Source organism: Parasedimentitalea huanghaiensis, assembly GCF_009753675.1.
GTDB lineage: Bacteria > Pseudomonadota > Alphaproteobacteria > Rhodobacterales > Rhodobacteraceae > Parasedimentitalea > Parasedimentitalea huanghaiensis.
The window spans coordinates 225,647-251,264 of sequence record NZ_WQLV01000002.1 but is presented as its reverse complement, the minus strand read 5'-3'; the positions used below and the strand labels follow the sequence as shown (position 1 = coordinate 251,264).

Below are 25,618 nucleotides of genomic sequence, written 5' to 3'. Positions count from 1 at the left end.
GCGCCTGATGAGGATCAGAGCTCAGGCGCGGTCCGACCGGTAGGTCAGGCCATGGGTGCGAGCACCCCCGGAGTTTTCGAATGATTCGCGACCTGCCCAAATCTGCGGGTGGCCTGTTAAGCTACTTCACCCGGCATCGGACCGCTGCAAATCTGCTCTTGGTGATCTTGCTGGTGCTGGGCGTTGCGGCGATTCCCAATATGCGGGCACAGTTTTTTCCGGATGTGATTATCGACCGGGTGACGGTTTCGGTGACTTGGGACGGTGCCGGACCCGAAGATATTGACAGCGCCATTGTTCAGGCTCTGGAACCGGCACTACTTGCGGTCGACGGGGTAGAATCTTCTTCTGCGTCTTCGCGTGAGGGTCGGGCCTCCATACGTTTGGACTTTGAACCCAACTGGGACATGGCGCGCGCTGCGGATGATGTTCAGTCTGCCGTGGATGCAGTCACCACATTGCCTGCTGAGGCCGATGACCCAAAGGTCATACGTGGCGCCTGGCGAGATCGGGTTACTGATGTTGTCATCACTGGGCCGCTGGAACCGCAACAATTAGGTCTGTTTGCGGATGAGCTTATCTCGCGACTGTTCGAAGTGGGGGTGACCCGCACCACCATCCGCGGTGTGGCAGCTCCACAAACTATGGTTGAAGTGCCGTCCTACAATCTAATCGCCAATGATGTGACGCTAACCCAGATTGCCGAGGCTATCGCTGCTGAGGTCAACGCGGATCCTGCCGGTGATATTTCAGGGGCCAATGCACGGGTGCGCACGGGGCGGGAAAAGCGAAAACCCGAAGAGATAGAAGCTATTGTCTTGCGTTCGAACCCTGATGGGTCAGCACTGACCATTGGCGATGTGGCGCAGATCAGGATTGAAGGCGTTGATCGCAACCGCTCTTATTATGTCGGGGAAAACCCGGCTATGTCCCTGCGTGTGGATCGGTCGGATAAGGGCGATGCCATTGCCATTCAACGCCGTGTTGAACAGGTGGTTGAACAGGTGCAGGCCAGCTTGCCACAGGGGGTCAGTATTGAACTGATCCGCACCCGGGCCGAGGCCATTACCGGTCGTTTGAACTTGCTGGTGGACAACGGACTGATGGGGCTGGCCCTTGTGGTGACGCTGCTGTTCCTGTTCCTGAACGCGCGTATTGCGTTCTGGGTGGCGGCGGGGATACCGGCCGCGATGCTTGCTGCGATTGCCATCATGTATGCGGCCGGGTTGACCATCAATATGATCAGCCTGTTTGGTCTGATCATTACGCTCGGTATTGTCGTTGATGACGCTATTGTGGTGGGGGAACACGCAGATTTTCGGGCCAGGCGCCTGGGAGAACATCCGGTGGCGGCTTCGGAAAACGCGGCGCGGCGCATGGCGATGCCCGTGCTGGCTGCGACACTAACCACGATCATTGCCTTCTTTGGTCTGACCATTATTGGCAGCCGGTTTGGGGATTTGATCCGTGACATTCCCTTGACGGTGATCGCTGTTCTGGCAGCCTCCTTGGTCGAGTGCTTCCTGATCCTGCCCAACCACCTGTCCCATGCCATTGCGCATGCGGCAAAGGAACATTGGTACGACTACCCCAACCGGGTGGTGAACCGGGGGTTCCGATGGGTGCGGGATCATCTGTTCCGGCGGTTGATGGCCTGGGTAATTTGGGGGCGGTATGTTATTCTGGCCGGAGCCTTGGCGATCTTGGCCAGCCAGATGGCGCTGTTCATTGGTGGCGATGTTAAATGGCGCTTCTTTAACGCGCCCGAACGCGGTTCGGTCGCGGGAAACTTTGCCATGGCCGAGGGGGCCAGTCGGGCTGATACCTTGGACATGATGCGCGAAATGCAGCGCGCGACCGAGGCGCTGGGCGCGGAGTATGAGACCCGCTATGGCCTCAATCCGCTGGATTATGTGATGGCCGAAATTGGTGGCAATGCTGGCCGTGGCCTGTCTGGTGTGGACACTAAAGATACAGATTTGCTGGGCGGTATCAGCATTGAGCTGATCGACGCTGACCTGCGTCCATATTCCAGTTTTGCCTTTATTGCTGAGCTGCAGGACAGCGTGATCCATCATCCGATGGCAGAAACCGTATCGTTCCGGGGCTGGCGTTCGGGGCCGGGCGGTGATGCGCTGGACGTCCAGTTCTATGGAGCCGATGTGCAGATCTTAAAGGCGGCGAGTGAAGACCTGAAAGAAGCTTTGCTACGCTACCCCGAAATCACGGCGGTGGAGGACAATCTGGCCTATGACAAGGAAGAGATTATTCTTGATCTGACGCCGCAGGGGAAGGCGCTGAATTTTACCATTGATACGCTGGGGCGGAGTTTGCGTGCGCGGTTGAACGGTATTGAGGCAGCGACCTACCCGGATGGGCCACGGTCAGCCACGATCCGGGTTGAGTTACCCGCCGGGGAACTGACGGCGGATTTTCTGGAGCGGACCTTGATGCGTGCACCGGGCGGGGCCTATGTGCCCTTGGCGGACATCGTGTCGGTCAGTCGCCGCAGTGGGTTTTCTACGGTGCGACGTGAAAACGGCATTCGGCTGATTTCGGTGACCGGCGACATTTCCGAAGATGATCCGGCCCGTGCCGTAATGGCCATGCAAGCGCTGGAGAACGACATCTTGCCGAACATAGCCAGCGAACGGCAGGTCGACTGGCGATTGGCAGGGCTGAGTGAGCAGGAAAGTGAGTTCTTGAACGATGCCAAAACCGGTTTGATCCTCTGCCTGACCGGGATCTATCTGGTGCTGTCATGGGTATTTGCCAGCTGGTCGCGCCCTTTGGTCGTTATGGCTATCATCCCATTTGGCTTGGTCGGGACGATCTGGGGGCACTATGTCTGGGAGGTGCCGCTGAGCATGTTCACAGTAGTGGGACTGTTGGGAATGACGGGGATCATCATCAATGATTCCATTGTGCTGGTGACCACCATCGACGAATATGCAGAGGAACGCGGATTGATACCGTCGATAATTGACGGGGCTGCTGATCGGCTGCGGCCTGTGATGCTGACCACCCTCACCACGGTTCTCGGCTTAGCGCCTCTGTTGTTTGAACGGTCCCAACAGGCTCAGTTTTTGAAGCCAACGGTCATCACCCTGGTCTACGGCCTGGGATTTGGCATGGGGCTGGTGTTGTTGTTGGTGCCTGCGCTGGTGGCAATGCAGCGCGATGTGGCACGGCCTATCGCCGCGCTTCGCCATGCCTTGCAGGTTGGAGCGACACGCTGGTTCATGTTGGTTTTGGCGGCTCTGCAGATCGTCTGGCTGGGGCTGACACTGGGCCGGACGATGGTCACGGGGGGGCACCATCCGGCGCTGCTGGATGCACTGCCAATGCTTTCGTCAATGGATCCGGTGCGCACTGCTTTGCTGGTATTTTTAGCAGGAGCTTTGGCAATTGTATTGGTGAGCTACCTTATCGCAGCAATGACCTATGGTCCGCGGTTGCGCCGGGAGGGCTGACATACAGCAGGACTTAGCGAGTTTGCATCCGCGCCTGCGCCAACCGGGCCACATCTGCTACTTGATCAAGGAGGGGAAGGCCGCTGTTCTCCAGCTCATCAACCTCGAGCCAACAGGCCTGTAGCGCATCATCTGCGGGCATAGGTGTGCCGCTTTGATATTCACACAATACGGCCACCAGCAGGTACTGACACTCAATCTGACCGTCATCATCACGTAGGATGACATCGACATTGGTCAGGTATTCAAGAGGTCGGGCATGCACACCGGTTTCTTCCTGCAGTTCGCGCGCGGCAGCATTCATCGCTGTTTCGCCCAGTTCGACATGGCCACCGGGAAAGCCCCACATGCCGGCACTGGGCGGATTTCGGCGCTGAACAAGAATGGTTTTACCCTGATGGGCAACCACCGCGATGGCGCCAACAAGAGGTGTCTTTTCGGCGGTCACTTGCTAGCCCTCATCCAGCGGTACAACCCTGAATGTCGACGGCGTGATGGCTGCCAAGCACGGTGATCCGCAGCTGCGAGCGGTCCAGAGCAAAGGCACCTGTGGTTGCAGGCAAAAACTCGGTAGAGGCCGTCAGAATTCCTCCGGTCCGCTGGGTCGTGGTATCGCCAGCATAAATCTGCTGTGAACCCGGTTCGATCACCGCAACCTCCGTGCCACCTGCGGATGGCATTGTAATCCGGGCCTCAACCCGCATGCCATACTTGGTCGGGGACAGGGTGCATTTGGCAGCCTTTACCCCTGCTTCGGAGGCTGAATAGGGGCGATTGGCCAAGGCCGCCGCAATTGCCGGATGGCGGCCCGCTTCGGGGTCCATTTGATGGTCGAATTTGAGTTCTGCCGGGACGCAGACATCTTTGCAAATACCCAGTTCCATCCGCCCTTTGAGGCGCACGGGCTTGTTTGAGGACTGCGGCGTGATCTCAACCGGTAGAACCAACTGATTGTGATAGCCAATGGTTTGAAATCCACCCGACATGATGACTTCGGGGGTGGGCCAGGTGATCGACATTTCGCCAACATTCCGGGAACCGCGCCAAGTAAAGCTGGGCGGGATGCCCGAGTCGCCGGGGCTGCGCCAGTAGGTCTTCCAGCCGTCCTGCAGGGTCACCCGCAAGGCGCCGATATATGTGCCCTGGGCCGAAAGACCGCCGTCAATGACTTCGATTTCGACAAAGGGTTCAGAACCGCTGGATGCCTGCGCTGGGACCGCAAGAGACAAAAGTCCGGCTGAGATGAGTTGTAGTGCCTGTTTCATACGGCCATTGATGGTCTGTTGCCGCCGAAAAGCCAAGTCACGTTGTGGTTAGCCAAATGACAGAAATTCGGATCTGCCTGGGCGCGACAGCAAGCCCGCCCTTGCACAGGACCTCTTGCCGCGTCATGGTTGAAGCAGAGAGGGAGCAATATGAATCTTACTGGAAAACTCCTGATTGCAATGCCGGGTATGGGCGATGAACGGTTTGACCACACTGTGGTTTTCCTGTGTTCGCATACCGAGGACGGCGCTATGGGGCTGATCATCAACAAGACCGCGCCAGAGGTGCAGCTGAGCGATCTGCTGCGCCAGCTGGACATAACAGCGGAGCCTGCGTCGCAGGGGGAACTCCCGGTGCGGTTTGGTGGGCCTGTTGAAACGCAGCGTGGTTTTGTGCTGCATACGCCGGACTATGAGGCCAGTCTCAATTCCCTGCACGTATCCCCCGAGTTTTCGATGACTGCGACGCTGGATATCCTAGAAGATATCGCCGTTGGTCAGGGGCCGGAGAAGGTACTGATGATGCTGGGTTATGCCGGTTGGGGGCCAGAGCAGCTGGAGAGAGAAATTGCCCAAAACGGCTGGTTAACGGCCGAAGCAGACGCGGGGCTGGTGTTTGACATGGACGATGGCGGCAAATGGGGCGCTGCACTGCAAACGCTGGGGGTGGATCCGTTGGGATTGTCGAGCGAGGCGGGGCACGCCTGAATTCGCGATGTCCTCCCGCCCAGTCTCGGCCTCCTTGCGGAGGCGCAAGACCCGTTGAGCGTGGCACCGTGCCAGCGGCCCGGTGTTTCGGTGACGTTTGGTCTGTCAGACGATGGATGTTGCAGTGGTGGGCTTAATCCCGAGGCGCGGCAGCGCGGTGCAAGCGGTCATTGATCGCAACGCCTAAGCCATGCGTTGGCACCGGGGCCACTGCGATGGGTTTGTTTAACGCGTCGAGCTGATGCAGGTGACCAAACAAATTGGCAGCTGCCTCGGCCAGATCACCAGCTTCCGACAGGTTCAGGTCACATGCCATTGCGCCAAACCCAAGCATCAGTTCTCCGGCTTTAGCCTGCGTCGCGTTTAACCGCACCTGTTCGTTGGGGGCGTAATGGGACAGCAATTGCCCCGGTGCTGTTAAAGCGTCATGGGCATCGCGCTGCATCAGGGGGTGCCCAAGTACGGCTTCGATTTCTTCGGCCGCCAAACCACCGGGGCGCAGCAATATAGGCTGAGGCGTGGCAAGCCCGACAATGGTGGACTCCAGTCCAACGCCACAGGCCCCATCATCGACAATCGCTGCGATACGCCCATTCAGCCCAGCACTGACATGAGCAGCGGTGGTGGGGCTGATCCGCCCAGAGGGGTTGGCCGAAGGCGCCGCAACCGGGCCATCAACCAGTGCAAGTAGTTTGTGTGCAGTGGGGTGAGCTGGGATACGAACAGCCAGAGTATCCAATCCAGCGGTAACCAGCGGTGAAATACCATGATCTTGGCGCAGCGGAAGAACCAGTGTCAGAGGTCCCGGCCAGAATGCATCTGCCAGCGTCTGGGCCTGAGCACTCCATTGCACGTATCGCTGTGCGGCGTCGATTGATGGCAAATGGGCGATCAGGGGGTTAAAAGAGGGACGGCCTTTGGCCTCATAAACAGCGGCCACCGCTTGCCCCTGGCGGGCATCAGCACCCAAGCCGTAAACGGTCTCGGTCGGAAAGGCGACAAGCTGACCGGCCAACAACAATGTAGCCGCCTGATCCAGATCGTGCTCCTCAGAGCTCAGTATTTGGGTATTTTTCTTATGCATTGTGGTGACGCCGCGTTTTGGTTGCTTGCGCGGCTGGTCCCGCTAGGTAGTCGTCCAAGATTTGACAGATACCGGCTGCGTACAGGGATGCCAAGCCCGCGTCGCAGCATCATAGAAAGAGGATGCCATGAGTTTTCGCGCACCCGTCCCCGAATATGAATTCCTATTGAATAACATTGTTGGCTATGAGCAGGTCACCGAGAGTGAACGCTTTGCCGAAGCCACAAATGAGATGGTGAGCGCGATCCTGATCGAAGCAGGCAAATTATGTGACGAGGTCATGGCCCCTTTGCAACGGGGTGGAGATCTGGAGCCTGCACGGTTGGAAAATGGTGTCTTGCGGACCTCCCCCGGTTTTGCAGACGGCTGGATGGCCATTGCTGAGGGTGGCTGGATCGGGATGAGTGCACCTGAAGAGCATGGTGGAATGGCATTGCCCATGGCCCTGACGACAGCGGTGAACGAAATGATGAGTGGGGCCTGCCTGTCGCTGCAATTGGCCCCGCTGATGAGCCAGGGCCAGATTGAAGCACTTGCCCATCACGCCAGCGATGCGCTGAAAGACCTGTATCTGCCGAAGCTGATTTCTGGCGAATGGGCGGGAACCATGAACCTGACCGAAGCACAGGCGGGATCGGACGTTGGGGCGCTGTCCTCCAAAGCTGAATCCAATGGTGACGGCACCTATGCGATCAGTGGTCAGAAGATTTTTATCAGCTGGGGCGACAATGACTTCTGCAGCAATGTCTGCCACTTGGTACTGGCACGCCTGCCGGAAGGGGCTCCGGGAACCAAAGGGATTTCTTTGTTCCTGGTCCCGAAGTATCTGCCTAATGAGAGCGGTGAGGCTGGTGAGGCAAACAGCCTGAGTGTGGTTAGTCTGGAACATAAGATGGGCCTGCATGGCTCTCCGACCTGTGTGATGCAGTATGATCAGGCCACGGGGTGGCTGGTTGGCGATGAGCACGGCGGTTTGGCCGCGATGTTCACCATGATGAACAATGCCCGACTGGGCGTTGGTGGTCAGGGGATCGGCGCTGGTGAAGGCGCATATCAACAGGCCATGTCCTATGCACTGGAGCGAAAGCAAGGGCGCAGTGAAAGCGGTACTATTGTTGATCATGCGGATGTGCGCCGGATGTTGACGACGATGAAGGCGGACCTGTTTGCAGCTCGCGCCATATTGATGTCCTGTGCGGTCGCCATCGATATGCAGGCCGCAACCGGCGATGCAGAATGGGCCGCCCGCGCCGCGTTTCTCACCCCAATCTCCAAGGCTTTCGGAACAGACACGGGTATCTCGGTGGCGGATACCGGTGTGCAGGTACACGGTGGCATGGGCTATATCGAAGAATCCGGGGCAGCGCAGTTCTTCCGGGATGTACGGGTAACCGCGATCTATGAAGGCACCAATGGCATTCAGGCGATGGATCTGGTGGCGCGTAAAATGTTGGATGGCGGTGATATGGCCAACCGCCTGATGGACGAGATCGAAGAACAGGCCGAGCGTGCCCGAGCCACACATCCCAATATGGCCGAAAGCGTCTGGCAGGCTTGCGAATCCCTGCGCGAAGCAACCGAATGGCTGGTGGCACAGGACAGAATGAACGATCGCTTTGCGGGTGCGGTTCCTTATCTGCGGGCGTTCGCGCGTGTGTTGGGAGGGCATTTCCATCTGGCTGCTGCCATGGCTGATCCGGGTGGGCCGCGCGAAAAACTGGCGCGGTTCTATATCACCCGCTTGCTCCCTGAACATGCGGCGCTATTGACGCACGCGCAGGCCGGGGCCGATGGCGCCTTTGCACTAACACTAGAAGAACTGGCAGGCTGATTATGACAAGCGTCCCCGAAGTCACTATGCGTCACCCTTGGGAAACGCCGCCTGCACCTGGCGAAGCCATCGAAGTTGCTGAGGGTGTATTGTGGATGCGCCTGCCACTGCCGATGAAGCTGGATCATGTGAATGTCTATGCGCTGGACGATGGTGATGGCTGGACGGTGATCGACACAGGGTTTTCATCCAAGAAAACCCGCGCCATCTGGGAACAGCTGATGGCTGGGCCACTAAAAGGCAAACCAGTCAAGAGGGTCGTAGTCACCCATCACCACCCTGATCACATTGGCAACGCGGGCTGGTTCCAGTCTGAACACGGCGCTGAACTGGTCACCACACGCACAGCCTGGCTGTTTGCCCGTATGCTGACGTTGGATGTACAGGAAGAATGGCCACAGGAAACGCTGGAGTATTACCGCAGTGCTGGCATGGACCCCGAGATCTATGACAAACGTGCCGCTGACCGTCCCTTCAATTTTGCAGATGTGGTTTACCCAATGCCTCTGGGCTTTACCCGGATCAAACAGGATGACGTGTTTCGTATGGGCGGGCGCGACTGGGACGTGCACATGGGGAATGGCCATGCACCGGAACACGCCACATTCTGGAGCCGGGATGACAATCTGGTGATCACCGGCGACCAGATCCTGTCCTCGATCAGTCCTAACATCGGCGTTTATGCCACCGAACCGATGGCCGACCCGTTGGCCGACTGGCTAGAGGCTTGTGAACGCTTGGCGCCGCTGGCGCGGGCGGATCATATCGCGCTGGGCGGTCATAAGCTGCCGTTTTCGCGGTTGCCACTGCGAATGCGGCAGTTGATCGACAATCATCACGGCGCACTGGATCGGCTGTTGGATCATCTAGATCAACCCAAAACTGCGGCCGAGTGTTTTGCACCCTTGTTTAAGCGTTCAATCGGTGAAGGTGAATACGGCCTTGCCTTGGTCGAGGCGGTGGCCCATGTAAATCACCTGTATTGTATTGGAAAACTGGACCGCAGTCGGCGTGAAGATGGCGCTTGGCTGTACCAGCGTAAGGGGTAACAAGCCCCAAGGGGAGAGACCCAAATGGGCGACGAAATCATGACCACAGCTGAGGCTGCTGAATCTGCAGCTTTGCCGCAATTGCACGAGGTCCACGCCGACCCCGAGGCCAAAGCGGGTCTATCCACGGTGCCCGCGGCGCTGAACAAGCCAGTTGAAACCAAAAGCCCTGCGCGCTGGGCCTATGAGCGTCTGGTGCTGTACATCAAGAATTTTGAAGAGCAACTGGACGGCGAACACGAGATCGCAATGGGCTTCACCGGCGGTGATGCTGGGGTGTTGCGTATCGAAGGCATGGGGTATTTTGACCCGGACATCATTACCTTCTACGGCACTGATGGGGGGGGCGGTAAAACCCAGCTGGTGCAGCACATCAGTCAGCTCAATGTGATGCTACGCGCCTTGCCAAAACCCGCAGCCGATACACCAGCAAAACGCATCGGTTTCCGGCTGGCCTCGGATCTGGACGACAGCTAGCACACTCCAGCTTGCTCTGTGCACGGCCCGGCTTTTAGGTCGGGCGGTGCCTGACCCTTGTGCTGCATTGCAAGGCACCGTCTTATAGGGGTGATTTTGTCAGGAGATTTTGTCTTGAAGCCATTTTCCACTGTTTTGCGAGCCTATGCTGAAGCCAGAACGCGCTGGCGCTTGTTTCTGACCGTACATGTTTCGCTGCGTCTGCTAGCATTGGCCCTGATTGCGCCGTTGATGGGGGCATTGGTCAATCTGGCTGTGTCCTTTTCCAGCCAATCAGCGCTGACCGATCAGGATATTGCGCTGTTTATCCTGTCTCCCATCGGGTTTGTCTTGTCGCTGGTGGTTGCCAGTATCGTGCTGGTGGCAGCAGTTGCCACCTTTGCGGTGATGGCCTCTGCGCTGCGGTATGAACAGGCCAGTCAATGGCAAACTGCGCGTATCGCCCTAGTGACGGTGGTTCGACGACTGTACCCGCTGGCCGTATTTATTGGTTTGTTGTTGCTGCGAATTCTGCTGCTTGCGGCCCCGTTTGCAATTGCTGCCGGGCTGGTGGCGCTGTGGTTGCTTACCGAATTTGATATCAACTATTACCTGACCTATCACCCGCCTGCCTTCAAGCTAGCGGTTGGGTTGATCGGTGTGATTGCCGTGGTGCTGGCCCTGCTGTTGCTGCAACGCCTGTCAGCCTGGGCGCTGGCATTACATTTGGTGTTGTTCGACGGTCAGTCCCCGCGCAAGAGCTTTGCAATGAGTGCTGAACGGATGCGCGGGCATCATTTGAAACTGCAAATTGAACTGGTTGTCTGGATTGCGATGCGCGCAGCGTTGGCAGCGGGGTTGGCGGTTGTGGCGGGTGGTATGATTGCCTGGATGCCGGTTGGGGCCGGAGCCGGCATGCTTCAGGTGCTGTTTGTTGCAGTTCTGATTATGTTGCTCTGGTTGGTCGGGGATGCGGTGTTGTCTGCACTGGCACTTGGCGCCTTGGCCTTGATCCTGGATCGCCATTTTGGCGGTGAGCATCCGCCTTTGCCCGACGATCTTCGCCCCAAAACGAGAATGCGGTTTGGCGTGTTGGGGGGCGGCGTGATCGCGGTGGTTCTTGGCGGCATATCGCTCTGGTTGGGTCAGGCGTTGTTTGATGCGGTGCAGACAGAAGACAAGGTCGAAATCATTGCACATCGTGGCGCCGCTGGCAGCCGCCCGGAAAACACTACGGCTGCGATCGAAGAGGCGCTGGTACAGGGTACTGATTGGGTTGAGATCGATGTACAGGAAAGTGCAGATGGCCAAATTGTCGTGATGCATGACGCCGATCTGATGAAGCTGGCCAAGACCAATTTGCAGATCCACGCTACATCAACGACAGATCTGCAGGAGGTCGATATTGGCAGCTGGTATGACCCGCTCTATGCCGACGAGCGCATCCCGTTGCTGAGTGAGGTTCTGGCGCAGGTTAAAGGCCGTGCCAAGCTGCTGATTGAGTTTAAGCATTATGGTTATGACGTCGACCTTGAAGGGCGCACCGTACAATTGATCGAAGCCGTAGATATGGCGGATCAAATTGCCTTTATGTCATTAAAATACGAGTCCGTTCAGAAAGCAAAAAACCTCCGGCCGGACTGGCGCGCGGGGATTCTGGCAGCCACCGCGGTGGGGAATTTGGCTGGGCTGGAGGGTGATTTTGCCGCTGTGAGGGCTGAAATTGCCAGCCCCGGTTTGATCAGCTCTGTCCATGCGGTTGGCAAAGATCTGTATGTTTGGACGGTGAATGATCCGCTGCAAATGTCCAAGATGATCTCAATGGGGGTAGATGGGTTGATCACTGATGAACCTGGACTGGCCCGTGAGGTGCTAAGGGTACGGGCCGGGTTGAACACGCCTGAGCGTATGGTGTTATGGCTGGTCGAGGAACTCGGGTTGGATCTGACTCCGGGGGAGTATCGTGATGTCTCACCTTAAGGTCGGATTGTTCTCGGTTGTGCTGCTGTCCAGCCCGGTTTCAGCGCAGGACTGGGATCAATTGGGCCGTGGGCTCGAGTTGAAAGCGCATGCCGCATTGATGCGCCAGGTTGCACTTGCTAAAACTCCGGCTCCTTTTACGACGGATGGTTGCAGTGGCGGCCTGTCTGCGGCGTGGCACAGTGTGGCTGCTTATTGGCCGCGGTTTGCCAATGATCACAAAGAACAGCCGCCGTTTGAGCCATGTTGTGTCAGCCATGATCGTGCCTATCATGAGGCGGGATCAACCCGCGGCGCCAGCGAAAGCTATGATGCGCGATTGGCAGCTGACCGAGAATTGCAGGCCTGTGTGATTGCTACGGGTGAAAGCCGCAGCGCTGAATTGGCAATCCGGTATGGGGTCGCCGAGGAGCAAGTGAAAGAGGCCTACGCTTTGTTGGCGGGCAGTATGTATTACTCGGTTCGATTCGGCGGAGGCCCGTGTAGTGGGCTGGGTTGGCGCTGGGGGTATGGCTTTGACCAGTGTTGGAGCGACAACTAATCATGATTCCTTTGCCCTGCGCCCGAATGACGTGGTGACAGGCTTTTTCAATTCCGATATTCAACACAAAACATAGAGCAATAGGATACTACTCTCATGGCAGACCACCAGCACGGTTCGATGGACATCACGGTTCAAGAGAACACTTATAACGGCTTTATTACTTTTGTGACCCGATTTTGCGTGGCAATGATTGTTCTGGCTGTTTTTCTGGCCATCTTTGCAACCTGAATTAGAGGACTGCCTGTGCGTGTAGTTTCGAGTTTTGCAGCAGCAGTTGTTGCGTTGACAGTGTTGGGCGGTTGCGCATCGCAGCCACAGCCGAATGCTACTAACGCAACCCTGGCTGCAATTTCATATCGTGAGCCGGGCCCGGCGACGCTGACGCTCTATACCATGGTCAACAATCGCACGGGTCAGGGTGGACATACCTCACTGATGATCAATGCGTCCGAACGGGTGATCTTTGACCCCGCCGGTTCATTTTATGCAGACCGGGTGCCCGAGCGCGACGATGTGCTGTATGGCATCACCCCTGGCGCTGAACGGGCCTATCGCAGCGGCCATGCCCGCAGCAGCTTTCATGTTGTGATACAAACGCTTGAAGTGACGCCTGAGCAGGCTCAAATAGCTTATCAGCTGGCGGTTACCAATGGCCGTGTTCCGGGCGTCTTCTGCGCAAATTCGACCGCGACCCTGTTGAGCAAAGTTCCCGGTCTCGAAGATATCAAGGTGACCTTCTATCCGGTGAAGCTGTCTGATCAGTTCGGTTCGCTGCCTGGGGTGGTGACTGAGAAATACTATGAAAATGATAGCGAGGATCTGCAAGATGGCCTCGCCAGAGGCAATGCATTGCTGAATGGCTAAAATCTGCCCTGTCGTCGTTTAGATGTACCAAAAAAGAAGGTCTCGATGCTTAAGCACCGGGGCCTTTTTGCTTCTCGACGCTCCGTTCGGGTATTTACCCGAACAGGTACAACAGTCCGAATAGCGTGGCGCCACCGCCTGCCATTGCAGCCAGTACGTTTTTGCTGAGCAGTCCGACCGCAAGGGTCACCCCTGCAGCCAGCAGGTGGGGCAGGCTGGTCACACCACCGGTTGGGGTGGGCCAGGCCACCAAGGGGGCCACCAGTGCCGGGATGATGGCTACTGCCGTGTAACGCAGGTGCCGCATCAGCCAGGCGGGCATGGTGCGATTGGCCATCAGGCCGATAAAGGCAAAGCGCAGGCCAAAACTGCCAATGGCAAGCCCAATAATGACGGTCCACAGGATGGTTGGATCAATGGTTGTCATTGTGGCACCTCCACTTTGGTTTTGCGTTGTTCCAGCCAAAGTTCGACCTGTGCGCCCACCATCATTCCGACCAGTCCTGCTACGATCAGTCCCAGATTATAGGGCAGGACCACCGCAAACAGCGCTGTGACAATTGCGGCGAAACAGGCCGCCAAATGCGCAGGCGTGCGCAGCATCGGCCCGATCATTGCCAGGAATGCAAGCGGTAGTACAAAATCCAGCCCCCAGCTTGCGGGGATCTGAGATCCCACCAAAACCCCAGTAATCGTGGCGATCATCCATACCGGTGCCACCAGCCCGTTGGTGCCAAAGAAATAGGCCATCCGTTGTGGCACTGTCATCTTTGGTTCGTTTTCAAACTGCACAATCGAGAGGGCATAGGCCTGATCCACCGTCAAATAGGCTGCCAGTGCACGCTGCCACAATGGAGCGGATCCCAGATAGGGCGTCAGCGAGGCCGAATACATCGCCACCCGCAGGTTCACGGCAAGGGCTGAGATCAGCACAATGAACACCGGTGCGTTCTCTTGCATCAGTTGCAGGGCGGTAAACTGCGCCGATCCGGCAAATACCGCCATCGAAAAGGCAAAGGCCTCGGGGACAATTAGTCCCGCTTCGGCTGCCAGAACCCCGAACAGCAACCCAAAAGGTCCCGACACCAAAATAAACGGCGCGCTGTCGCGAAAGCCCTTCCAGAAAGCCGATTTGGTGGTGGTGAATGGCATGGCAAGATCCTAGGTTGGCTGTGACGAGACCTAAGGCGGAACTGGGAGAGTTTCAATTGGCCAGCAGTGTTGACCTAAAAGAATATTTGATCGCCCCTGATCCTTCCAACGCCCGGCTGACCCGCGCAGTCACTGGCGTAGACCACAATGGCGAGGTCAGTCAGATTTCTGTGGTCGAGGAACGCCCGCTGACCATCTACCTGAACGGTCAGGAAATTGTCACTGCCATGACCATTGGCGACTACCCCGAGTATCTGGCGCTCGGGTTCCTGCGCAATCAGCGAATGCTGAGCGATGACGATGTGATCACCGGGGTGGACTATGATGATGATCTCGAAGTCGTGGTTGTGCGCACCGAAGTTGAAACCTCGCACGAAGAGAAGCTGAAGAAAAAGACCCGCACCTCGGGCTGTGCGGTGGGCACCGTGTTTGGCGACATGATGGAGGGGCTGGAGGAAGTGCAACTCCCGGCCACTCCGGTCAAAACCTCATGGCTCTATACGCTGGCCAGTAAGATCAATCGCACGCCGTCTTTGTATCTTGAGGCTGGGGCCATTCACGGTTCGGTGTTGTGCCATCAGGACCGCCCACTGGTCTATATGGAGGATGTGGGCCGCCATAACGCGGTGGACAAAATCGCCGGTTGGATGGTGTCAGAACGCGCCCCAGCTGCGGACAAAATCATGTATACCACTGGGCGACTAACGTCCGAGATGGTGATCAAAACCGCAATGATGGGTATCCCGGTGCTGGCGTCTCGGTCCGGGTTTACAGCCTGGGGGGTCGAGATTGCCCGAGAGGTAGGCCTGACCCTGATTGGTCGCATGCGCGGGCAGCGCTTTGTCTGCCTGTCGGGCGAGGAGCGTCTGGAACGGGATGTGGATCCGTCGACCGTGGCGGTTGAGGATAAGAAACACCGCAGGAAGAGTGCGGGATGAGTAGTGTTCTGTACAAAGGGCTGCGTCTGACCTTGGGGAGATGCAAAGCGCCTTCCCGCGGGGAAGGTCAGGCGCGGCCCGGCGGTGCCGGGCATAGAACAAGAAGGAACTGCCTTGATGAGTGAATTGATGTCAGTCAACGCAGCTGTTTCACAGACTAATTATGACCCATCGACATAATTGAACCTTGCAAAGGCTACGCAATGACCAAACCCCTCGGCATAATTCTCGCTGGTGGTCTCGCCACGCGCATGGGCGGCGGTGACAAGAGCCTGCTGCAACTTGGTGGCCAGTCCTTGCTGTCCCTCGTGATCGAGCGGCTCGCGCCTCAGGTTTCAAACATAGCTCTAAACGCCAATGGCGACCCAACCCGCTTTGCCGGTTTTGGCTTGCCAGTTCTGCCCGATAGTATTGAAGGTTATGCCGGACCTCTGGCTGGGGTGCTGGCAGGGCTGGACTATGCCGCTGAACAGGGCGCCGACCACATAGTCACTGCCGCAGCCGACACGCCGTTCTTTCCGCAGGATCTGGTCGAGGTGCTGCAACTCGCGGCCAAGATGAAAGATACTAATATCGCCCTTGCTGCCACACCTGATCCAGAACGAGGAACTCTGCGTCAGCCGACCTTTGGCCTGTGGCCCGTCGCCTTACGCGAAGACCTGCGCGCGGCCCTCAACGACGGCGTGCGCAAGGTGGTGCAATGGACCAGCCGCCACAAGGCCGCCGACGCCATGTTCCCCAACTGGGACTATGACCCCTTTTTCAACATCAACCGCCCCGAAGACCTGCAAAAGGCCGAGGCTATGCTGGCAGAATACTCATGAAAATCTATGGCGTCACCGGATGGAAGAACTGCGGTAAGACCGGGCTGATGGAGCGGCTGGTCTCTGATTTCACAGCACGCGGGTTGAGGGTTTCAACCATCAAACATGCACATCATTCCACTGACGTAGACCAGCCCGGCACCGACAGTCACCGTCACCGACAGGCGGGCGCGTCCGAGGTCATCCTGGCCTCACGCCAACGTGTCGCCATCATGCAGGAGTTGCGTGGAGCTGAGGAGCCGCCGCTAGCCGAACTGATGGCGCGGCTGTCCCCGGTCGATTTGGTGCTGGTTGAAGGCTATAAACGCGAGGCGCACCCCAAGATTGAAGCGCACCGGAAAATTGCAGGCCAGCCGCTGATCGCCCCCGGTGATTCCACAGTCCGTGCTGTGGCAAGCGACACTCCACTGGATTTGGATCGCAGAGTGTTTGATCTCAATGATACTGCGGCGATTGCAAATTTCATTCTTACTGATCTGGAATTCAGTGATGAGGCAAAAGGATGATCAAACCGCCCCCCTTACGCAATGATTGTTTTGCACTGCCTGCTGGCACACACTGGACGCCCGTTGACGAGGCATTGGCCACCTTGCGAGATCGCTTGGCGCCTATCACCGGTATTGAGAATTTGCCGCTGGATCATGCATTGGGTCGGGTGTTGGCAGCAGATGTCACCGCTCTGCGCTCGAACCCACCCCTGCCTAATTCGGCGGTTGATGGCTATGGTTTTGCAGGGCCCATGCCAGAAGGGGCGCAGGTTTTACCCTTGATTGAAGGCCGCGCCGCGGCCGGGATCCCGTTTGAGGGTGTCGTGCCAGCGGGGGCAGCAATTCGGGTGCTTACAGGGGCGGCTCTGCCAAGTGGTGTTGATACAGTAATCTTGGAGGAGGATGTAACCTGCGATACCTTTCAGGTGGCGTTTCACGGACCGCTAAAGAAAGGCGCTAATGCCCGTCGTGCCGGCGAAGATGTGCAGTTGGGTGATATTGTGTTTTCTCAGGGTCGGGTGGTCACTTCTGCTGATTTAGCCCTGGCTGCGGCCACCGGTCTGTCTGAACTGCCCGTGCGGGAACAACTGCGCGTTGGCGTGCTCTCGACCGGGGATGAGTTGATCGAAGTGGGGCAGGAGGCAGGCAAGGGGCAGATCTATGACGCGAACCGGCCAATGCTGCTTGGGTTGTTACGCCAAATGGGATTCGCAGCAGTAGACCTGGGCCAGGTCAAAGATAATCGCGATGCACTTGAGGCACGGTTGAACAGCAGCGCGTCAAAGGTCGATGTGATCCTGACCAGTGGCGGTGCCTCTGCTGGTGACGAGGATCATGTTTCGGCGCTTCTGACTGAAAAAGGAGCAATCCAGCATTGGCGCATCGCGCTAAAACCCGGACGGCCGCTGGCGTTGGGCATGTGGCAAGGTACCCCTGTGTTTGGACTGCCGGGCAATCCGGTGGCCGCGCTGGTTTGCACCTTGATTTTTGCGCGCCCGACAATGGGCCTGATGGCTGGGGCCGGCTGGGCCGCTCCGCAAGGGTTTTTGGTGCCCGCTAACTTTGAAAAACGTAAGAAACCCGGTCGGCGGGAATACTTGCGTGCCCGCATCCGAAATGACCAAGTCGAGGTGTTTGCCTCGGAAGGGTCCGGGCGGATCAGTGGGCTTAGCTGGGCCGAGGGGTTAGTCGAAATCGCTGACGATGCGGCCCATATTCAGCCCGGCGATATGGTCCGTTTTATTCCCTACAGTAGTTTTGTCATGTGACAGGGGCTGCTCGTCATTAGACTTAGCTTCGTGAGGTGTGACACCGTAGAGCTGTAAGGAGGGGGCTGGCTGATCTTAGTCGAAAGTGCCGGCAACGCGACCCAGCAACATGAATGCCCGGGCTGTACGGGTTTCGCTCAGTGCAGAAATCTCGATGTCCGAAGCTTCGGTCTCGAACTCCGAAAACATTTGGTCAAACCGACGGAGGAAGTGGTGTGCGGCATCCCGGAAAATGGGGTCTTGCTTCATTCGTGCAGAGGTCAGAGCCAGTGATGTACGGTCTCGCACGCCCCCTAGTGCTGCAACCGGGCGACCACGCGCGCCCTGAGCAAAGTGTCTCCAGATCTCGGGGCGTGCCATGTCCGGGCGCAGATCGTCCATGTAGATACCATCCTGACTCAGCAGGGTCAGTACATCCTGTGCTGCCTGAATGACCTGCGCAGTTTTGCGGTCCTGCAGAGCCTGGCGCAGGGCAGCAAAGCCATCTTCATCCTCAGCTGTCTCAGGGAAGTTTAGCGCGCGGATGAATTCGGTCATCGGTAAAGTCGCCGCAATGTCCTCAGCCGAGGTTCCCAGTGCGAGTAACCCCTGATCTTCGGCAGGTTCTTCGACCGGTTGGCTGGGAATCGCTGCACGGGGTGTTTTGCTGCGGCTGGAGTGAAAGGTTGCCAGCGTGGTTTCGGTTTTTCGGGTGACTTCGGCAATTTCATCCAGCTTTTTATTGACCGAGGGTTCGCCTGCAGCTGAGCTCTGCTGTTGTTGGGCGACATAGGCGCTGCGCAGCCCGTCAATGGCAGCATGCAGCCGCTGACTTTCGTCACGCATTACCTTGCTGGAACGAATGGCAATTGCGGCCACCCAAACCATGACAATCGGCATCGAAACTGCAAAAGCAGCCACCAGCCGATATAAAACCGTAAAATCTGACGTCTCGCCGGAAACGGTGATCCAGAGGCCTCCTGCAACAAGAAGCCAGACAACGCTCAGAACCGCTGCGACGATTTCAACAATGGTAAATGTCTGTCGTCGCGGCTGGTCATACAGCCCTGAATTGGGACCGTGATGTGCGTCTTGATCTGAGTGAGGTCCAGTCATTGGTGCGGGCTCGATGTCAAATTATCGGATCAGGAATAGACGATTTTTAGAACTTCGTAGGATCTCTGACCGCCCGGGGTGCGGACCTCGAGACTGTCGCCTTCTTCCTTACCGATCATGGCGCGAGCGATGGGGGATTTGATGTTCAACATGCCGCGTTCCACGTCTGCTTCATATTCACCAACAATCTGCCAGGTCTTCTCTTCGTCAGTGTCCTCGTCCACCAGCGTGACTTTTGCGCCAAACTTGATGGTTCCAGACAGTTTTGCCGGGTCGATCACATCGGCAAAACTCAACACGCCTTCCAGTTCTTTGACACGACCTTCGATAAACGAATGTTTTTCGCGGGCGGAGTGGTATTCGGCGTTTTCTGAAAGGTCACCATGTTCGCGGGCCTCGGCTATGGCCTCGATAATGGCTGGCCGTTCGACGCTCTTGAGCTGCTTCAATTCGGCTTCGATGGCGGCGTGCCCCTGTGGGGTCATTGGAATTTTGTCCATGTGACGTGGTCCAGATATCTATAACAGTGCGTGTCGATTCAAAATCTGCGCCCCGATGCGAGTGCACCGGGGCGTCAGGTTGAGTTGACAACGATCTGAACCAAACCGCCCCCTAAATGCAAGGGGCAGGGGCCGAGACTATGCAGTCATTTCCTCCGGATCGGGTTGTTTAGCGTAAAACTGCTCATTTTCGTCCCTTACGGCGTGTCATATTGGACAAGTTCGTATTCGATCCTGTCGTTGTCATGGAAATAGAACCGTCGACCTGGCTCGTAGTCGCCGTGGTTGCTGGTGACAAAACCGGCCTTTTTAACGGCTGCTTCTGACGCATCCAGATCTTCGACAATCAACGCGACATGGTTCAAACCGCCGATGGTTGTGTAGCTGGAGCCCTTGGGGTCGGCCGGATTGGCGGGGCGGTATAGCGCGAGGTAGCTGGTGTCGCTGCCCACATGCACTGTACGGCCCTTGTCGATCGACGCACCTGACCAACGCACATGCCAGCCAAAAACCTCGCACATCCAGGCGGCAGTGGCGTCCGGGTCAGCGACGGTGAAATTTGTGTGTTCAAGTGTTGCGGGCATTGTTTTGGCTCCTGCTAGGTGTTGCTTTTTGACTTGAGTCGGATCACCGTAATTTCTAAACCTAACTTGAGGTCAAGGTTTTATTTTGAACTATTTGTGGAGATAGAGATGACGGCATTCAGCGGAGTTTCAATTGGCTACCTTGCCGACCGTACCGGGTTGGCCGTGTCGGCTATTCGGTATTATGAAGCGCAGGGCCTTATCACCCCATGGCGTAACAGCGGTGGGCAACGGCGCTTTCACCGGGCCGATATTCGCCGGCTTAGTTTTATTATGATTGCCCAACAGATCGGGTTTTCCCTGCCCGAAATCAGGGGGTTCCTGAAGGATCTGCCCGGGGGACGCACGCCAACCCCTGAAGATTGGACGCAGATATCTCAGGACTTTCGCAGCCATTTGGATCAGCGGATCGAGACCCTACAGAAGTTGCGTGACAATCTGGATGGCTGCATTGGTTGTGGCTGCCTGTCGCTGCCAAAATGCGCGCTGTACAACCCCAAAGACCGTGCTGCGCAAAAGGGGCAGGGCCCCCGCTATTTGATGGGGGATCGGGCTGAGACGGAAAATGATCCTTGAGTGACGGAAATTGACGGGTTTTTGGTCCTAAAAGCCTGTTCTACGGGGACTAACGTAGAGTTTGGATTGACCTCGCCATCCAAGGATGGCTTATCAGTCGCGAAACAATGTTGCGCCCAACGGGGCCGGTAGCGAAATATAGCCAAGGAGCGCCTGATGGCCGAGTTTGAACGCGAAGCGATGGAATATGATGTGGTGATCGTTGGGGCTGGCCCTGCAGGTCTGTCCGCTGCCATCCGCCTGAAACAGTTGGACGCTGATCTGGATGTGGTTGTGCTGGAAAAAGGGTCCGAGGTGGGCGCGCATATCCTATCCGGCGCTGTGTTGGATCCTTGCGGACTGGATGCGCTGATCCCCGACTGGAAAGCCAAAGGCGCGCCGCTGACGGTGCCGGTCAAGGACGATAACTTCTTCATGCTGGGTGAGGCCGGTCAGGTCCGTATCCCCAATTTTCCGATGCCACCACTGATGAACAACCACGGCAACTACATCGTGTCGATGGGTAATGTTTGCCGGTGGATGGCAGAGCAGGCCGAAGAGCTGGGTGTTGAAATCTTCCCCGGAATGGCCTGTTCCGAGCTGATCTTTGGTGACAAGGGTGAAGTCAAAGGCGTTGTTGCTGGAGAGTTTGGTAAGAACGCGGATGGCACCCCCGGTTCCGGTTATGAACCCGGTATGGAGCTGCACGGCAAATATGTCTTCCTTGGTGAAGGTGTGCGCGGGTCTCTGTCGAAAGAAGTCATTGCCAAATATGATCTGCAAGCAGGTCACGAGCCGCAGAAATTTGGCCTTGGCATGAAAGAAATTTGGGAAATCGATCCGGCCAAGCATAAAGAAGGATCTGTAACGCACACCATGGGTTGGCCATTGGGCAGCAACGCGGGCGGCGGATCATTTATCTACCATTTGGATAACAATCAGGTCTACGTCGGCTTTGTTGTGCACTTGAACTATCGCAATCCAAACGTGTTCCCCTACATGGAATTCCAGCGCTTCAAACACCATCCGATGGTGGCAGAGCTGCTGAAGGGGGGGAAACGCGTTGCCTATGGCGCCCGTGCGATTACCGAAGGCGGCTATCAGTCGATGCCTAAGATGGTGGCGCCGGGTGTGGCGCTGCTGGGCTGTTCAGTTGGTATGGTCAACGTGCCGCGCATCAAGGGCAACCACAATGCCATGTTCTCGGGCAAAGCCGCGGCTGAGGCTGCCTTTGCCGCGATCAAGGCTGATCGTTCCGGAGATGAGTTGACTGTCTATGAGGTAGAAGTGCGTCAGGGCGTCATTGGCAAAGACCTGAAAAAGGTGCGTAACGTTAAACCGCTGTGGTCCAAGTATGGCCTGACGGCCTCACTGATGCTGGGTGGCATGGACATGTGGACCAACACGCTGTTTGGTTTCTCGTTCTTTGGCACCGTCAAACACGGCAAGAACGACGCTCTCGCTACTGAAGAGGCCAGCAAGCACAAGATGATCGACTATCCAAAGCCGGATGGAAAGTTATCGTTTGACCGCCTGACCAATGTCAGTTTTGCGATGACCAACCACGAAGAAAGCCAGCCCTGCCACCTGCAACTGGCTGATCCTAACCTGCCAATCGGCACCAACCTGCCCAAGTTCAACGAGCCAGCGCAGCGCTATTGCCCGGCTGGTGTGTATGAGATCGTGGAAAAGGACGGCAAGCCCGAGTTTGTAGTGAACTTCCAGAACTGCGTGCACTGCAAAACCTGCGACATCAAGGACCCCAGCCAGAACATCACCTGGGTCACCCCGCAGGGCGGCGACGGGCCGAACTACCCGAACATGTAAGCCTATAAATTATCCGTTCCGATCGCGCTTTGCGCGGTCGGGTGGAGCATGTTTTTTGGTAACTTGGTTATGGTCTTGGCTTAAAGATAAACTGTGTTGTAATGTTTGTCTGAACTAAATGATTGCTCTCTAAATTATTCAGGCAACAGGTACAATTGACATGCCTAAAAAGCGTGGTGAACTATCTGGTTTTCTGACGCTGCTAATAGTTTTCTGGCCTGCAGGGCTTTGGGTGATTGGTTTTTTGGTTGCCCAGGTTGCCCAAGCGAGCGGCTGCAAGATTCGGGCTAAAGGTCCAGAAGAATGTATGGTATTCGGCGCAGATGTCGGCGAATATATCTATCCATTATGGTCTCTCGGATTTTACCTGTTGGGTGTCTTTCTTTGGGTTCCTATTGGACTAATAATCCTGGGGATACTTCGTTTCACCATTCGCAATGCCTAACTTTTTTGCGATCTCAGCCAGCCGTCAAAAGTTTACCATGATAAGCAAAAATTCGTGCAACAAGGCGGCGGAGCGCCTCGCACCATTGCGTCCTTAGTCCTGAGCGCCTAGCTTAGTAAAAAACCTATAGCAGCGAGGCATTCGATCCGGTGACTTTCCCATTCCGACGCGCCGCAACGGCGGCTCTGGCCCTTTCTATGGCATTTGGACCGGTGACTCCGGCCGTTTCGCAAGAACCAGCCGGGGCCTATTTGGCGGGCCGTGCTGCCACATTTGACAACGATTTTTCTGCTGCAGCAGACTATTACACCCGAGCGCTGGTGCGTGATTCGGGAAATGTGGTGTTGATGGAAAGCGTGGTGTTTTCCAAACTGGCGCTGGGTGAATTGCGCCGAGCATTACCTGTCGCGCAGCGGATGTGGGATGAAAATGTCAGCAGCCAGGTTGCCAATATAGTAATGGCGGGCGGCTTCAGTCAGGCTCAGGACTATCAATCGCTGCTGGATCGCGATTTGGTGACACAGGGCATTGGCCCATTGGTCGACGGATTGATGATGGGTTGGGCTCTTTTAGGGGCTGGCTCGGTCGCCGAGGCATTGGCACAGTTTGACAGTGTTGGCGAAGACGAGGGGCTGCGGATGTTTGCGCAGTACCACCGTGCGTTGGCATTGGCATCTGTCGGGGACTACGAGGCGGCAGAAGCAATGTTTGCGGCCAACGATGGTCGGCTGACACTGATAACGCGCCGTGCTGCGTTGGCTCGGGTGCAAATCCTCTCGCAACTGGGTCGTAACGAACAAGCGCTTGCCACATTAGAAAATGCTTTTGGTACGCAGTTGGATCCGGGGCTGTCCAATCTCTTTGATCGTCTTACCGCAGACGAAACTCTGCCCTTTACTCATACCCCCACGGTCACGGATGGCATTGCCGAAGTGTTCTATACCGTTGCCTCCGCACTTAGTGGTGAAGCGGCGGATGAATACGTTCTAATTTACGCCCGTATGGCCAGCGCGCTGAGCCCAACCCACGTGGATTCAGTGCTTCTAAGCGCAGATCTGCTGGACAATTTAGGGCGGTATGAATTGTCGGTTGCAACTTATAAACAAGTGCCAGTTGGTCACCCTGATTATCATGCCGCCGAAATGGGCCGTGCCGAGGCGCTGCGCCGGGCTGCAAAACCTGACGCTGCGATCGAGGTTCTCGAACAGCTGATCCGTGAATTCCCTGCTCAGCCAACCGTTTATTCCGCACTGGGAGATCTGCAGCGGCAACAGGAAAACTATGCGGCTGCGGTTACTGCATATGACAGTGCGATGACCTACTTGGATCAACACAACGCGGCCAATTGGTTCCTGCTTTATGCGCGTGGAATCAGTCTGGAGCGGTTGGATCAATGGGACCGGGCAGAGGCAGATTTTCGTGCAGCATTGGTGCTGAACCCGGATCGCCCCGAAGTTTTGAACTATCTGGGCTACTCGCTGGTTGAAAAGCAGATCAAGTTGGACGAGGCGCTTGAAATGATCGAACGTGCCGTCGCTGCACGACCCGAGTCGGGCTATATCGTCGATTCACTCGGCTGGGTGCTGTATCGTCTGGGCCGCTACGATGAGGCCGTAAGCCATATGGAGCAGGCGGTTGAGTTGATGCCCGTAGATGCTGTGGTCAACGATCATCTTGGCGATGTGTTCTGGGCTGTGGGCCGCTATCTGGAGGCGGAATTTCAGTGGAAGCGAGCGCTGTCCTTTGTTGATCCCGAAGACACTGACAGCGAAGCTGATCCTGACCGCATCCGCCGTAAGCTAGAAATTGGCCTGGATGAGGTTCTAGCTGAAGAAGGCGAAGAGCCATTGAAACTGGCCAATGACGGTTAAGGTCTTTGCGCCGGCCAAGATTAATCTGACACTGCATGTGACCGGCCAGCGGGGCGACGGGTACCATTTGCTCGACAGTTTGGTGGTCTTTGCGGATGTGGGGGATCAGATTGTGATGTCGCCGCAAGATAATCTGTCGATCAAGGTCACAGGCGAATTTGCAGATGGGGTTCCAACAGACCGGCGCAATCTGGTCTGGAAGGCGGCCGAAGGCGCAGGCTGGTCCGGTCGGATAGGTTTGGACAAAGCATTACCTCATGGGGCTGGCATTGGTGGCGGATCGTCTGATGCTGCTGCAGTCCTAAACGCTCTTTCTGCACAGGGTGTGGAGGTCGCGGAAGAACTCCCGATTTCGCTGGGGGCCGATATCCCTGTTTGTATGGCTGCACGGGCGGCGCGGATGCAGGGGATCGGCGAGCAGATCAGCCCGGTTGAGCTGCCAAAACTACCCGCAGTCTTGGTCAACCCCGGTGTTCATGTCCCAACGGGCGGTGTTTTCTCTGCAATGGCACGGCGTGACAATCCGCCAATGCCGTTGCACATCCCCGATTTTGCCACCCCAGCGGACGTTGCAGACTGGTTGTCCGAGCAACGCAATGATCTGCAGGTTCCCGCCGCTGCGATTGCGCGTCAGATTGACCAAGTGTTGGCAGATTTAAACTGCACAGGAAACGTGATGCTTGCGCGTATGTCGGGGTCCGGGGCAACCTGTTTTGCACTTTATCCAACAATGAAAGCGGCCCATCATGCTGCTTATGAAGTCGGATCCGCGAATCCCGAATGGTGGTGCGTCGCAACCGAGTTGAGCTAACGATCA

General features: G+C 56.7%; 26 protein-coding genes. 18 read left to right on the top strand and 8 right to left on the bottom strand.

Features of this window, described 5'->3' with window-relative positions:
- Nucleotides 1-80: 80 nt before the first annotated feature.
- Nucleotides 81-3,473 carry an efflux RND transporter permease subunit gene (locus GO984_RS04855; protein ID WP_157021436.1) on the top strand — a complete coding sequence of 1,131 codons (3,393 nt, stop codon included), beginning with the start codon at nucleotides 81-83 and terminating at the stop codon, nucleotides 3,471-3,473.
- A 13-nt stretch (nucleotides 3,474-3,486) separates the two neighbouring features.
- On the opposite strand, the gene GO984_RS04850 is transcribed toward GO984_RS04855, so the two are convergent.
- Together GO984_RS04850 and GO984_RS04845 are read right to left on the bottom strand one after the other, a co-directional pair.
- Entirely contained in the window at nucleotides 3,487-3,921 is a 435-nt protein-coding gene (locus GO984_RS04850) for an NUDIX domain-containing protein (protein WP_167740224.1), read from the bottom strand.
- Nucleotides 3,922-3,931: 10 nt separating this feature from the next.
- Nucleotides 3,932-4,738 carry a protein-disulfide reductase DsbD domain-containing protein gene (locus GO984_RS04845; RefSeq protein ID WP_157021435.1) on the bottom strand — a complete coding sequence of 269 codons (807 nt, stop codon included), beginning with the start codon at nucleotides 4,736-4,738 and terminating at the stop codon, nucleotides 3,932-3,934.
- Nucleotides 4,739-4,888: 150 nt separating this feature from the next.
- Between GO984_RS04845 and GO984_RS04840 the strand changes: the two genes are divergently transcribed.
- Nucleotides 4,889-5,446, top strand: a complete 558-nt coding sequence (locus GO984_RS04840; protein WP_157021434.1) for a YqgE/AlgH family protein — start codon at nucleotides 4,889-4,891, stop codon at nucleotides 5,444-5,446.
- Between the two features lie 133 nt (nucleotides 5,447-5,579).
- Here the strand turns inward: GO984_RS04840 and GO984_RS04835 are convergent, their stop codons facing one another.
- Nucleotides 5,580-6,530, bottom strand: coding sequence for an L-threonylcarbamoyladenylate synthase (locus GO984_RS04835; protein ID WP_157021433.1), 951 nt, complete (start codon nucleotides 6,528-6,530; stop codon nucleotides 5,580-5,582).
- Nucleotides 6,531-6,657: 127 nt separating this feature from the next.
- Between GO984_RS04835 and GO984_RS04830 the strand changes: the two genes are divergently transcribed.
- From GO984_RS04830 to GO984_RS04800, 7 genes are all read left to right on the top strand, one after another.
- Nucleotides 6,658-8,361: an acyl-CoA dehydrogenase gene (locus tag GO984_RS04830; protein WP_157021432.1), complete on the top strand. Its 1,704-nt coding sequence runs from the start codon at nucleotides 6,658-6,660 to the stop codon at nucleotides 8,359-8,361.
- 2 nt (nucleotides 8,362-8,363) lie between these two features.
- A complete protein-coding gene (locus GO984_RS04825; protein ID WP_157021431.1) occupies nucleotides 8,364-9,410 on the top strand; it encodes an MBL fold metallo-hydrolase in 1,047 nt (348 codons plus the stop codon).
- Between the two features lie 24 nt (nucleotides 9,411-9,434).
- Nucleotides 9,435-9,887: a DUF6173 family protein gene (locus tag GO984_RS04820; RefSeq protein WP_157021430.1), complete on the top strand. Its 453-nt coding sequence runs from the start codon at nucleotides 9,435-9,437 to the stop codon at nucleotides 9,885-9,887.
- A 114-nt stretch (nucleotides 9,888-10,001) separates the two neighbouring features.
- Nucleotides 10,002-11,846: a glycerophosphodiester phosphodiesterase family protein gene (locus GO984_RS04815; RefSeq protein ID WP_157021429.1), complete on the top strand. Its 1,845-nt coding sequence runs from the start codon at nucleotides 10,002-10,004 to the stop codon at nucleotides 11,844-11,846.
- Complete coding sequence (locus tag GO984_RS04810) at nucleotides 11,833-12,387, top strand: hypothetical protein (RefSeq protein ID WP_245231007.1); 555 nt, start codon at nucleotides 11,833-11,835, stop codon at nucleotides 12,385-12,387. The genes GO984_RS04815 and GO984_RS04810 overlap by 14 nt, the downstream gene beginning before the upstream one ends.
- A 96-nt stretch (nucleotides 12,388-12,483) precedes the next feature.
- The gene (locus GO984_RS04805) at nucleotides 12,484-12,618 is read left to right on the top strand and encodes an aa3-type cytochrome c oxidase subunit IV (RefSeq protein ID WP_138161378.1); all 135 of its coding nucleotides are present in this window, start codon (nucleotides 12,484-12,486) and stop codon (nucleotides 12,616-12,618) included.
- Between the two features lie 15 nt (nucleotides 12,619-12,633).
- Entirely contained in the window at nucleotides 12,634-13,254 is a 621-nt protein-coding gene (locus tag GO984_RS04800; RefSeq protein ID WP_167740223.1) for a hypothetical protein, read from the top strand.
- A gap of 94 nt (nucleotides 13,255-13,348) precedes the next feature.
- Here GO984_RS04800 and GO984_RS04795 read toward each other — a convergent pair whose 3' ends face one another.
- Both GO984_RS04795 and GO984_RS04790 read right to left on the bottom strand, forming a co-directional pair.
- Nucleotides 13,349-13,681: an AzlD domain-containing protein gene (locus GO984_RS04795; RefSeq protein ID WP_138161380.1), complete on the bottom strand. Its 333-nt coding sequence runs from the start codon at nucleotides 13,679-13,681 to the stop codon at nucleotides 13,349-13,351.
- Nucleotides 13,678-14,406, bottom strand: a complete 729-nt coding sequence (locus tag GO984_RS04790) for an AzlC family ABC transporter permease (protein ID WP_157021427.1) — start codon at nucleotides 14,404-14,406, stop codon at nucleotides 13,678-13,680. Before GO984_RS04790 ends, GO984_RS04795 begins: the two co-directional genes overlap by 4 nt.
- On the opposite strand from GO984_RS04790, the gene GO984_RS04785 reads away from it, so the two are divergent.
- The 4 genes from GO984_RS04785 (at nucleotide 14,400) to GO984_RS04770 (ending at nucleotide 17,924) form a co-directional block, all read left to right on the top strand.
- Nucleotides 14,400-15,344 (top strand): formate dehydrogenase accessory sulfurtransferase FdhD, encoded by a 945-nt coding sequence (locus tag GO984_RS04785; RefSeq protein ID WP_157021426.1) that lies wholly within the window; start codon nucleotides 14,400-14,402, stop codon nucleotides 15,342-15,344. The two genes, GO984_RS04790 and GO984_RS04785, sit on opposite strands and share 7 nt — an antisense overlap.
- Nucleotides 15,345-15,547: 203 nt before the next feature.
- A complete protein-coding gene (mobA, locus tag GO984_RS04780) occupies nucleotides 15,548-16,168 on the top strand; it encodes a molybdenum cofactor guanylyltransferase MobA (protein ID WP_157021425.1) in 621 nt (206 codons plus the stop codon).
- Nucleotides 16,165-16,674 (top strand): molybdopterin-guanine dinucleotide biosynthesis protein B, encoded by a 510-nt coding sequence (gene mobB / locus GO984_RS04775; RefSeq protein WP_157021424.1) that lies wholly within the window; start codon nucleotides 16,165-16,167, stop codon nucleotides 16,672-16,674. Before mobA ends, mobB begins: the two co-directional genes overlap by 4 nt.
- Nucleotides 16,671-17,924 carry a molybdenum cofactor synthesis domain-containing protein gene (locus tag GO984_RS04770; RefSeq protein WP_157021423.1) on the top strand — a complete coding sequence of 418 codons (1,254 nt, stop codon included), beginning with the start codon at nucleotides 16,671-16,673 and terminating at the stop codon, nucleotides 17,922-17,924. Before mobB ends, GO984_RS04770 begins: the two co-directional genes overlap by 4 nt.
- A 75-nt stretch (nucleotides 17,925-17,999) precedes the next feature.
- On the opposite strand, the gene GO984_RS04765 is transcribed toward GO984_RS04770, so the two are convergent.
- From GO984_RS04765 to GO984_RS04755, 3 genes are all read right to left on the bottom strand, one after another.
- On the bottom strand, nucleotides 18,000-19,019 hold the full coding sequence (locus GO984_RS04765) for a hypothetical protein (protein WP_157021422.1): 1,020 nt from the start codon (nucleotides 19,017-19,019) through the stop codon (nucleotides 18,000-18,002).
- 29 nt (nucleotides 19,020-19,048) lie between these two features.
- The gene (gene greA / locus GO984_RS04760) at nucleotides 19,049-19,519 is read right to left on the bottom strand and encodes a transcription elongation factor GreA (protein WP_157021421.1); all 471 of its coding nucleotides are present in this window, start codon (nucleotides 19,517-19,519) and stop codon (nucleotides 19,049-19,051) included.
- A 197-nt stretch (nucleotides 19,520-19,716) separates the two neighbouring features.
- Nucleotides 19,717-20,103: a VOC family protein gene (locus GO984_RS04755; RefSeq protein ID WP_157021420.1), complete on the bottom strand. Its 387-nt coding sequence runs from the start codon at nucleotides 20,101-20,103 to the stop codon at nucleotides 19,717-19,719.
- 108 nt (nucleotides 20,104-20,211) lie between these two features.
- On the opposite strand from GO984_RS04755, the gene soxR reads away from it, so the two are divergent.
- The 5 genes from soxR (at nucleotide 20,212) to GO984_RS04730 (ending at nucleotide 25,612) form a co-directional block, all read left to right on the top strand.
- The gene (gene soxR, locus GO984_RS04750) at nucleotides 20,212-20,679 is read left to right on the top strand and encodes a redox-sensitive transcriptional activator SoxR (RefSeq protein WP_138161390.1); all 468 of its coding nucleotides are present in this window, start codon (nucleotides 20,212-20,214) and stop codon (nucleotides 20,677-20,679) included.
- 156 nt (nucleotides 20,680-20,835) lie between these two features.
- Nucleotides 20,836-22,485: an electron transfer flavoprotein-ubiquinone oxidoreductase gene (locus tag GO984_RS04745; RefSeq protein ID WP_157021419.1), complete on the top strand. Its 1,650-nt coding sequence runs from the start codon at nucleotides 20,836-20,838 to the stop codon at nucleotides 22,483-22,485.
- Nucleotides 22,486-22,645: 160 nt separating this feature from the next.
- On the top strand, nucleotides 22,646-22,930 hold the full coding sequence (locus GO984_RS04740; protein ID WP_157021418.1) for a hypothetical protein: 285 nt from the start codon (nucleotides 22,646-22,648) through the stop codon (nucleotides 22,928-22,930).
- Between the two features lie 197 nt (nucleotides 22,931-23,127).
- Nucleotides 23,128-24,801 carry a tetratricopeptide repeat protein gene (locus tag GO984_RS04735; RefSeq protein WP_157021417.1) on the top strand — a complete coding sequence of 558 codons (1,674 nt, stop codon included), beginning with the start codon at nucleotides 23,128-23,130 and terminating at the stop codon, nucleotides 24,799-24,801.
- Complete coding sequence (locus GO984_RS04730; RefSeq protein WP_157021416.1) at nucleotides 24,791-25,612, top strand: 4-(cytidine 5'-diphospho)-2-C-methyl-D-erythritol kinase; 822 nt, start codon at nucleotides 24,791-24,793, stop codon at nucleotides 25,610-25,612. Before GO984_RS04735 ends, GO984_RS04730 begins: the two co-directional genes overlap by 11 nt.
- The last annotated feature ends 6 nt before the right edge of the window (nucleotides 25,613-25,618 follow it).

What these genes read in the sequence shown, in the direction of transcription:
- GO984_RS04855 (WP_157021436.1), top strand. Translation starts at nt 81, where the DNA reads ATGATTCGCGACCTGCCCAAATCTGCGGGTGGCCTGTTAAGCTACTTC.
- GO984_RS04845 (WP_157021435.1), bottom strand. Translation starts at nt 4,738, where the DNA reads ATGAAACAGGCACTACAACTCATCTCAGCCGGACTTTTGTCTCTTGCG.
- GO984_RS04840 (WP_157021434.1), top strand. Translation starts at nt 4,889, where the DNA reads ATGAATCTTACTGGAAAACTCCTGATTGCAATGCCGGGTATGGGCGAT.
- GO984_RS04835 (WP_157021433.1), bottom strand. Translation starts at nt 6,530, where the DNA reads ATGCATAAGAAAAATACCCAAATACTGAGCTCTGAGGAGCACGATCTG.
- GO984_RS04830 (WP_157021432.1), top strand. Translation starts at nt 6,658, where the DNA reads ATGAGTTTTCGCGCACCCGTCCCCGAATATGAATTCCTATTGAATAAC.
- GO984_RS04825 (WP_157021431.1), top strand. Translation starts at nt 8,364, where the DNA reads ATGACAAGCGTCCCCGAAGTCACTATGCGTCACCCTTGGGAAACGCCG.
- GO984_RS04820 (WP_157021430.1), top strand. Translation starts at nt 9,435, where the DNA reads ATGGGCGACGAAATCATGACCACAGCTGAGGCTGCTGAATCTGCAGCT.
- GO984_RS04810 (WP_245231007.1), top strand. Translation starts at nt 11,833, where the DNA reads ATGTCTCACCTTAAGGTCGGATTGTTCTCGGTTGTGCTGCTGTCCAGC.
- GO984_RS04805 (WP_138161378.1), top strand. Translation starts at nt 12,484, where the DNA reads ATGGCAGACCACCAGCACGGTTCGATGGACATCACGGTTCAAGAGAAC.
- GO984_RS04795 (WP_138161380.1), bottom strand. Translation starts at nt 13,681, where the DNA reads ATGACAACCATTGATCCAACCATCCTGTGGACCGTCATTATTGGGCTT.
- GO984_RS04785 (WP_157021426.1), top strand. Translation starts at nt 14,400, where the DNA reads ATGGCATGGCAAGATCCTAGGTTGGCTGTGACGAGACCTAAGGCGGAA.
- GO984_RS04790 (WP_157021427.1), bottom strand. Translation starts at nt 14,406, where the DNA reads ATGCCATTCACCACCACCAAATCGGCTTTCTGGAAGGGCTTTCGCGAC.
- mobA (WP_157021425.1), top strand. Translation starts at nt 15,548, where the DNA reads ATGACCAAACCCCTCGGCATAATTCTCGCTGGTGGTCTCGCCACGCGC.
- mobB (WP_157021424.1), top strand. Translation starts at nt 16,165, where the DNA reads ATGAAAATCTATGGCGTCACCGGATGGAAGAACTGCGGTAAGACCGGG.
- GO984_RS04770 (WP_157021423.1), top strand. Translation starts at nt 16,671, where the DNA reads ATGATCAAACCGCCCCCCTTACGCAATGATTGTTTTGCACTGCCTGCT.
- GO984_RS04765 (WP_157021422.1), bottom strand. Translation starts at nt 19,019, where the DNA reads ATGACTGGACCTCACTCAGATCAAGACGCACATCACGGTCCCAATTCA.
- greA (WP_157021421.1), bottom strand. Translation starts at nt 19,519, where the DNA reads ATGGACAAAATTCCAATGACCCCACAGGGGCACGCCGCCATCGAAGCC.
- GO984_RS04755 (WP_157021420.1), bottom strand. Translation starts at nt 20,103, where the DNA reads ATGCCCGCAACACTTGAACACACAAATTTCACCGTCGCTGACCCGGAC.
- soxR (WP_138161390.1), top strand. Translation starts at nt 20,212, where the DNA reads ATGACGGCATTCAGCGGAGTTTCAATTGGCTACCTTGCCGACCGTACC.
- GO984_RS04745 (WP_157021419.1), top strand. Translation starts at nt 20,836, where the DNA reads ATGGCCGAGTTTGAACGCGAAGCGATGGAATATGATGTGGTGATCGTT.
- GO984_RS04740 (WP_157021418.1), top strand. Translation starts at nt 22,646, where the DNA reads ATGCCTAAAAAGCGTGGTGAACTATCTGGTTTTCTGACGCTGCTAATA.
- GO984_RS04735 (WP_157021417.1), top strand. Translation starts at nt 23,128, where the DNA reads ATGGCATTTGGACCGGTGACTCCGGCCGTTTCGCAAGAACCAGCCGGG.
- GO984_RS04730 (WP_157021416.1), top strand. Translation starts at nt 24,791, where the DNA reads ATGACGGTTAAGGTCTTTGCGCCGGCCAAGATTAATCTGACACTGCAT.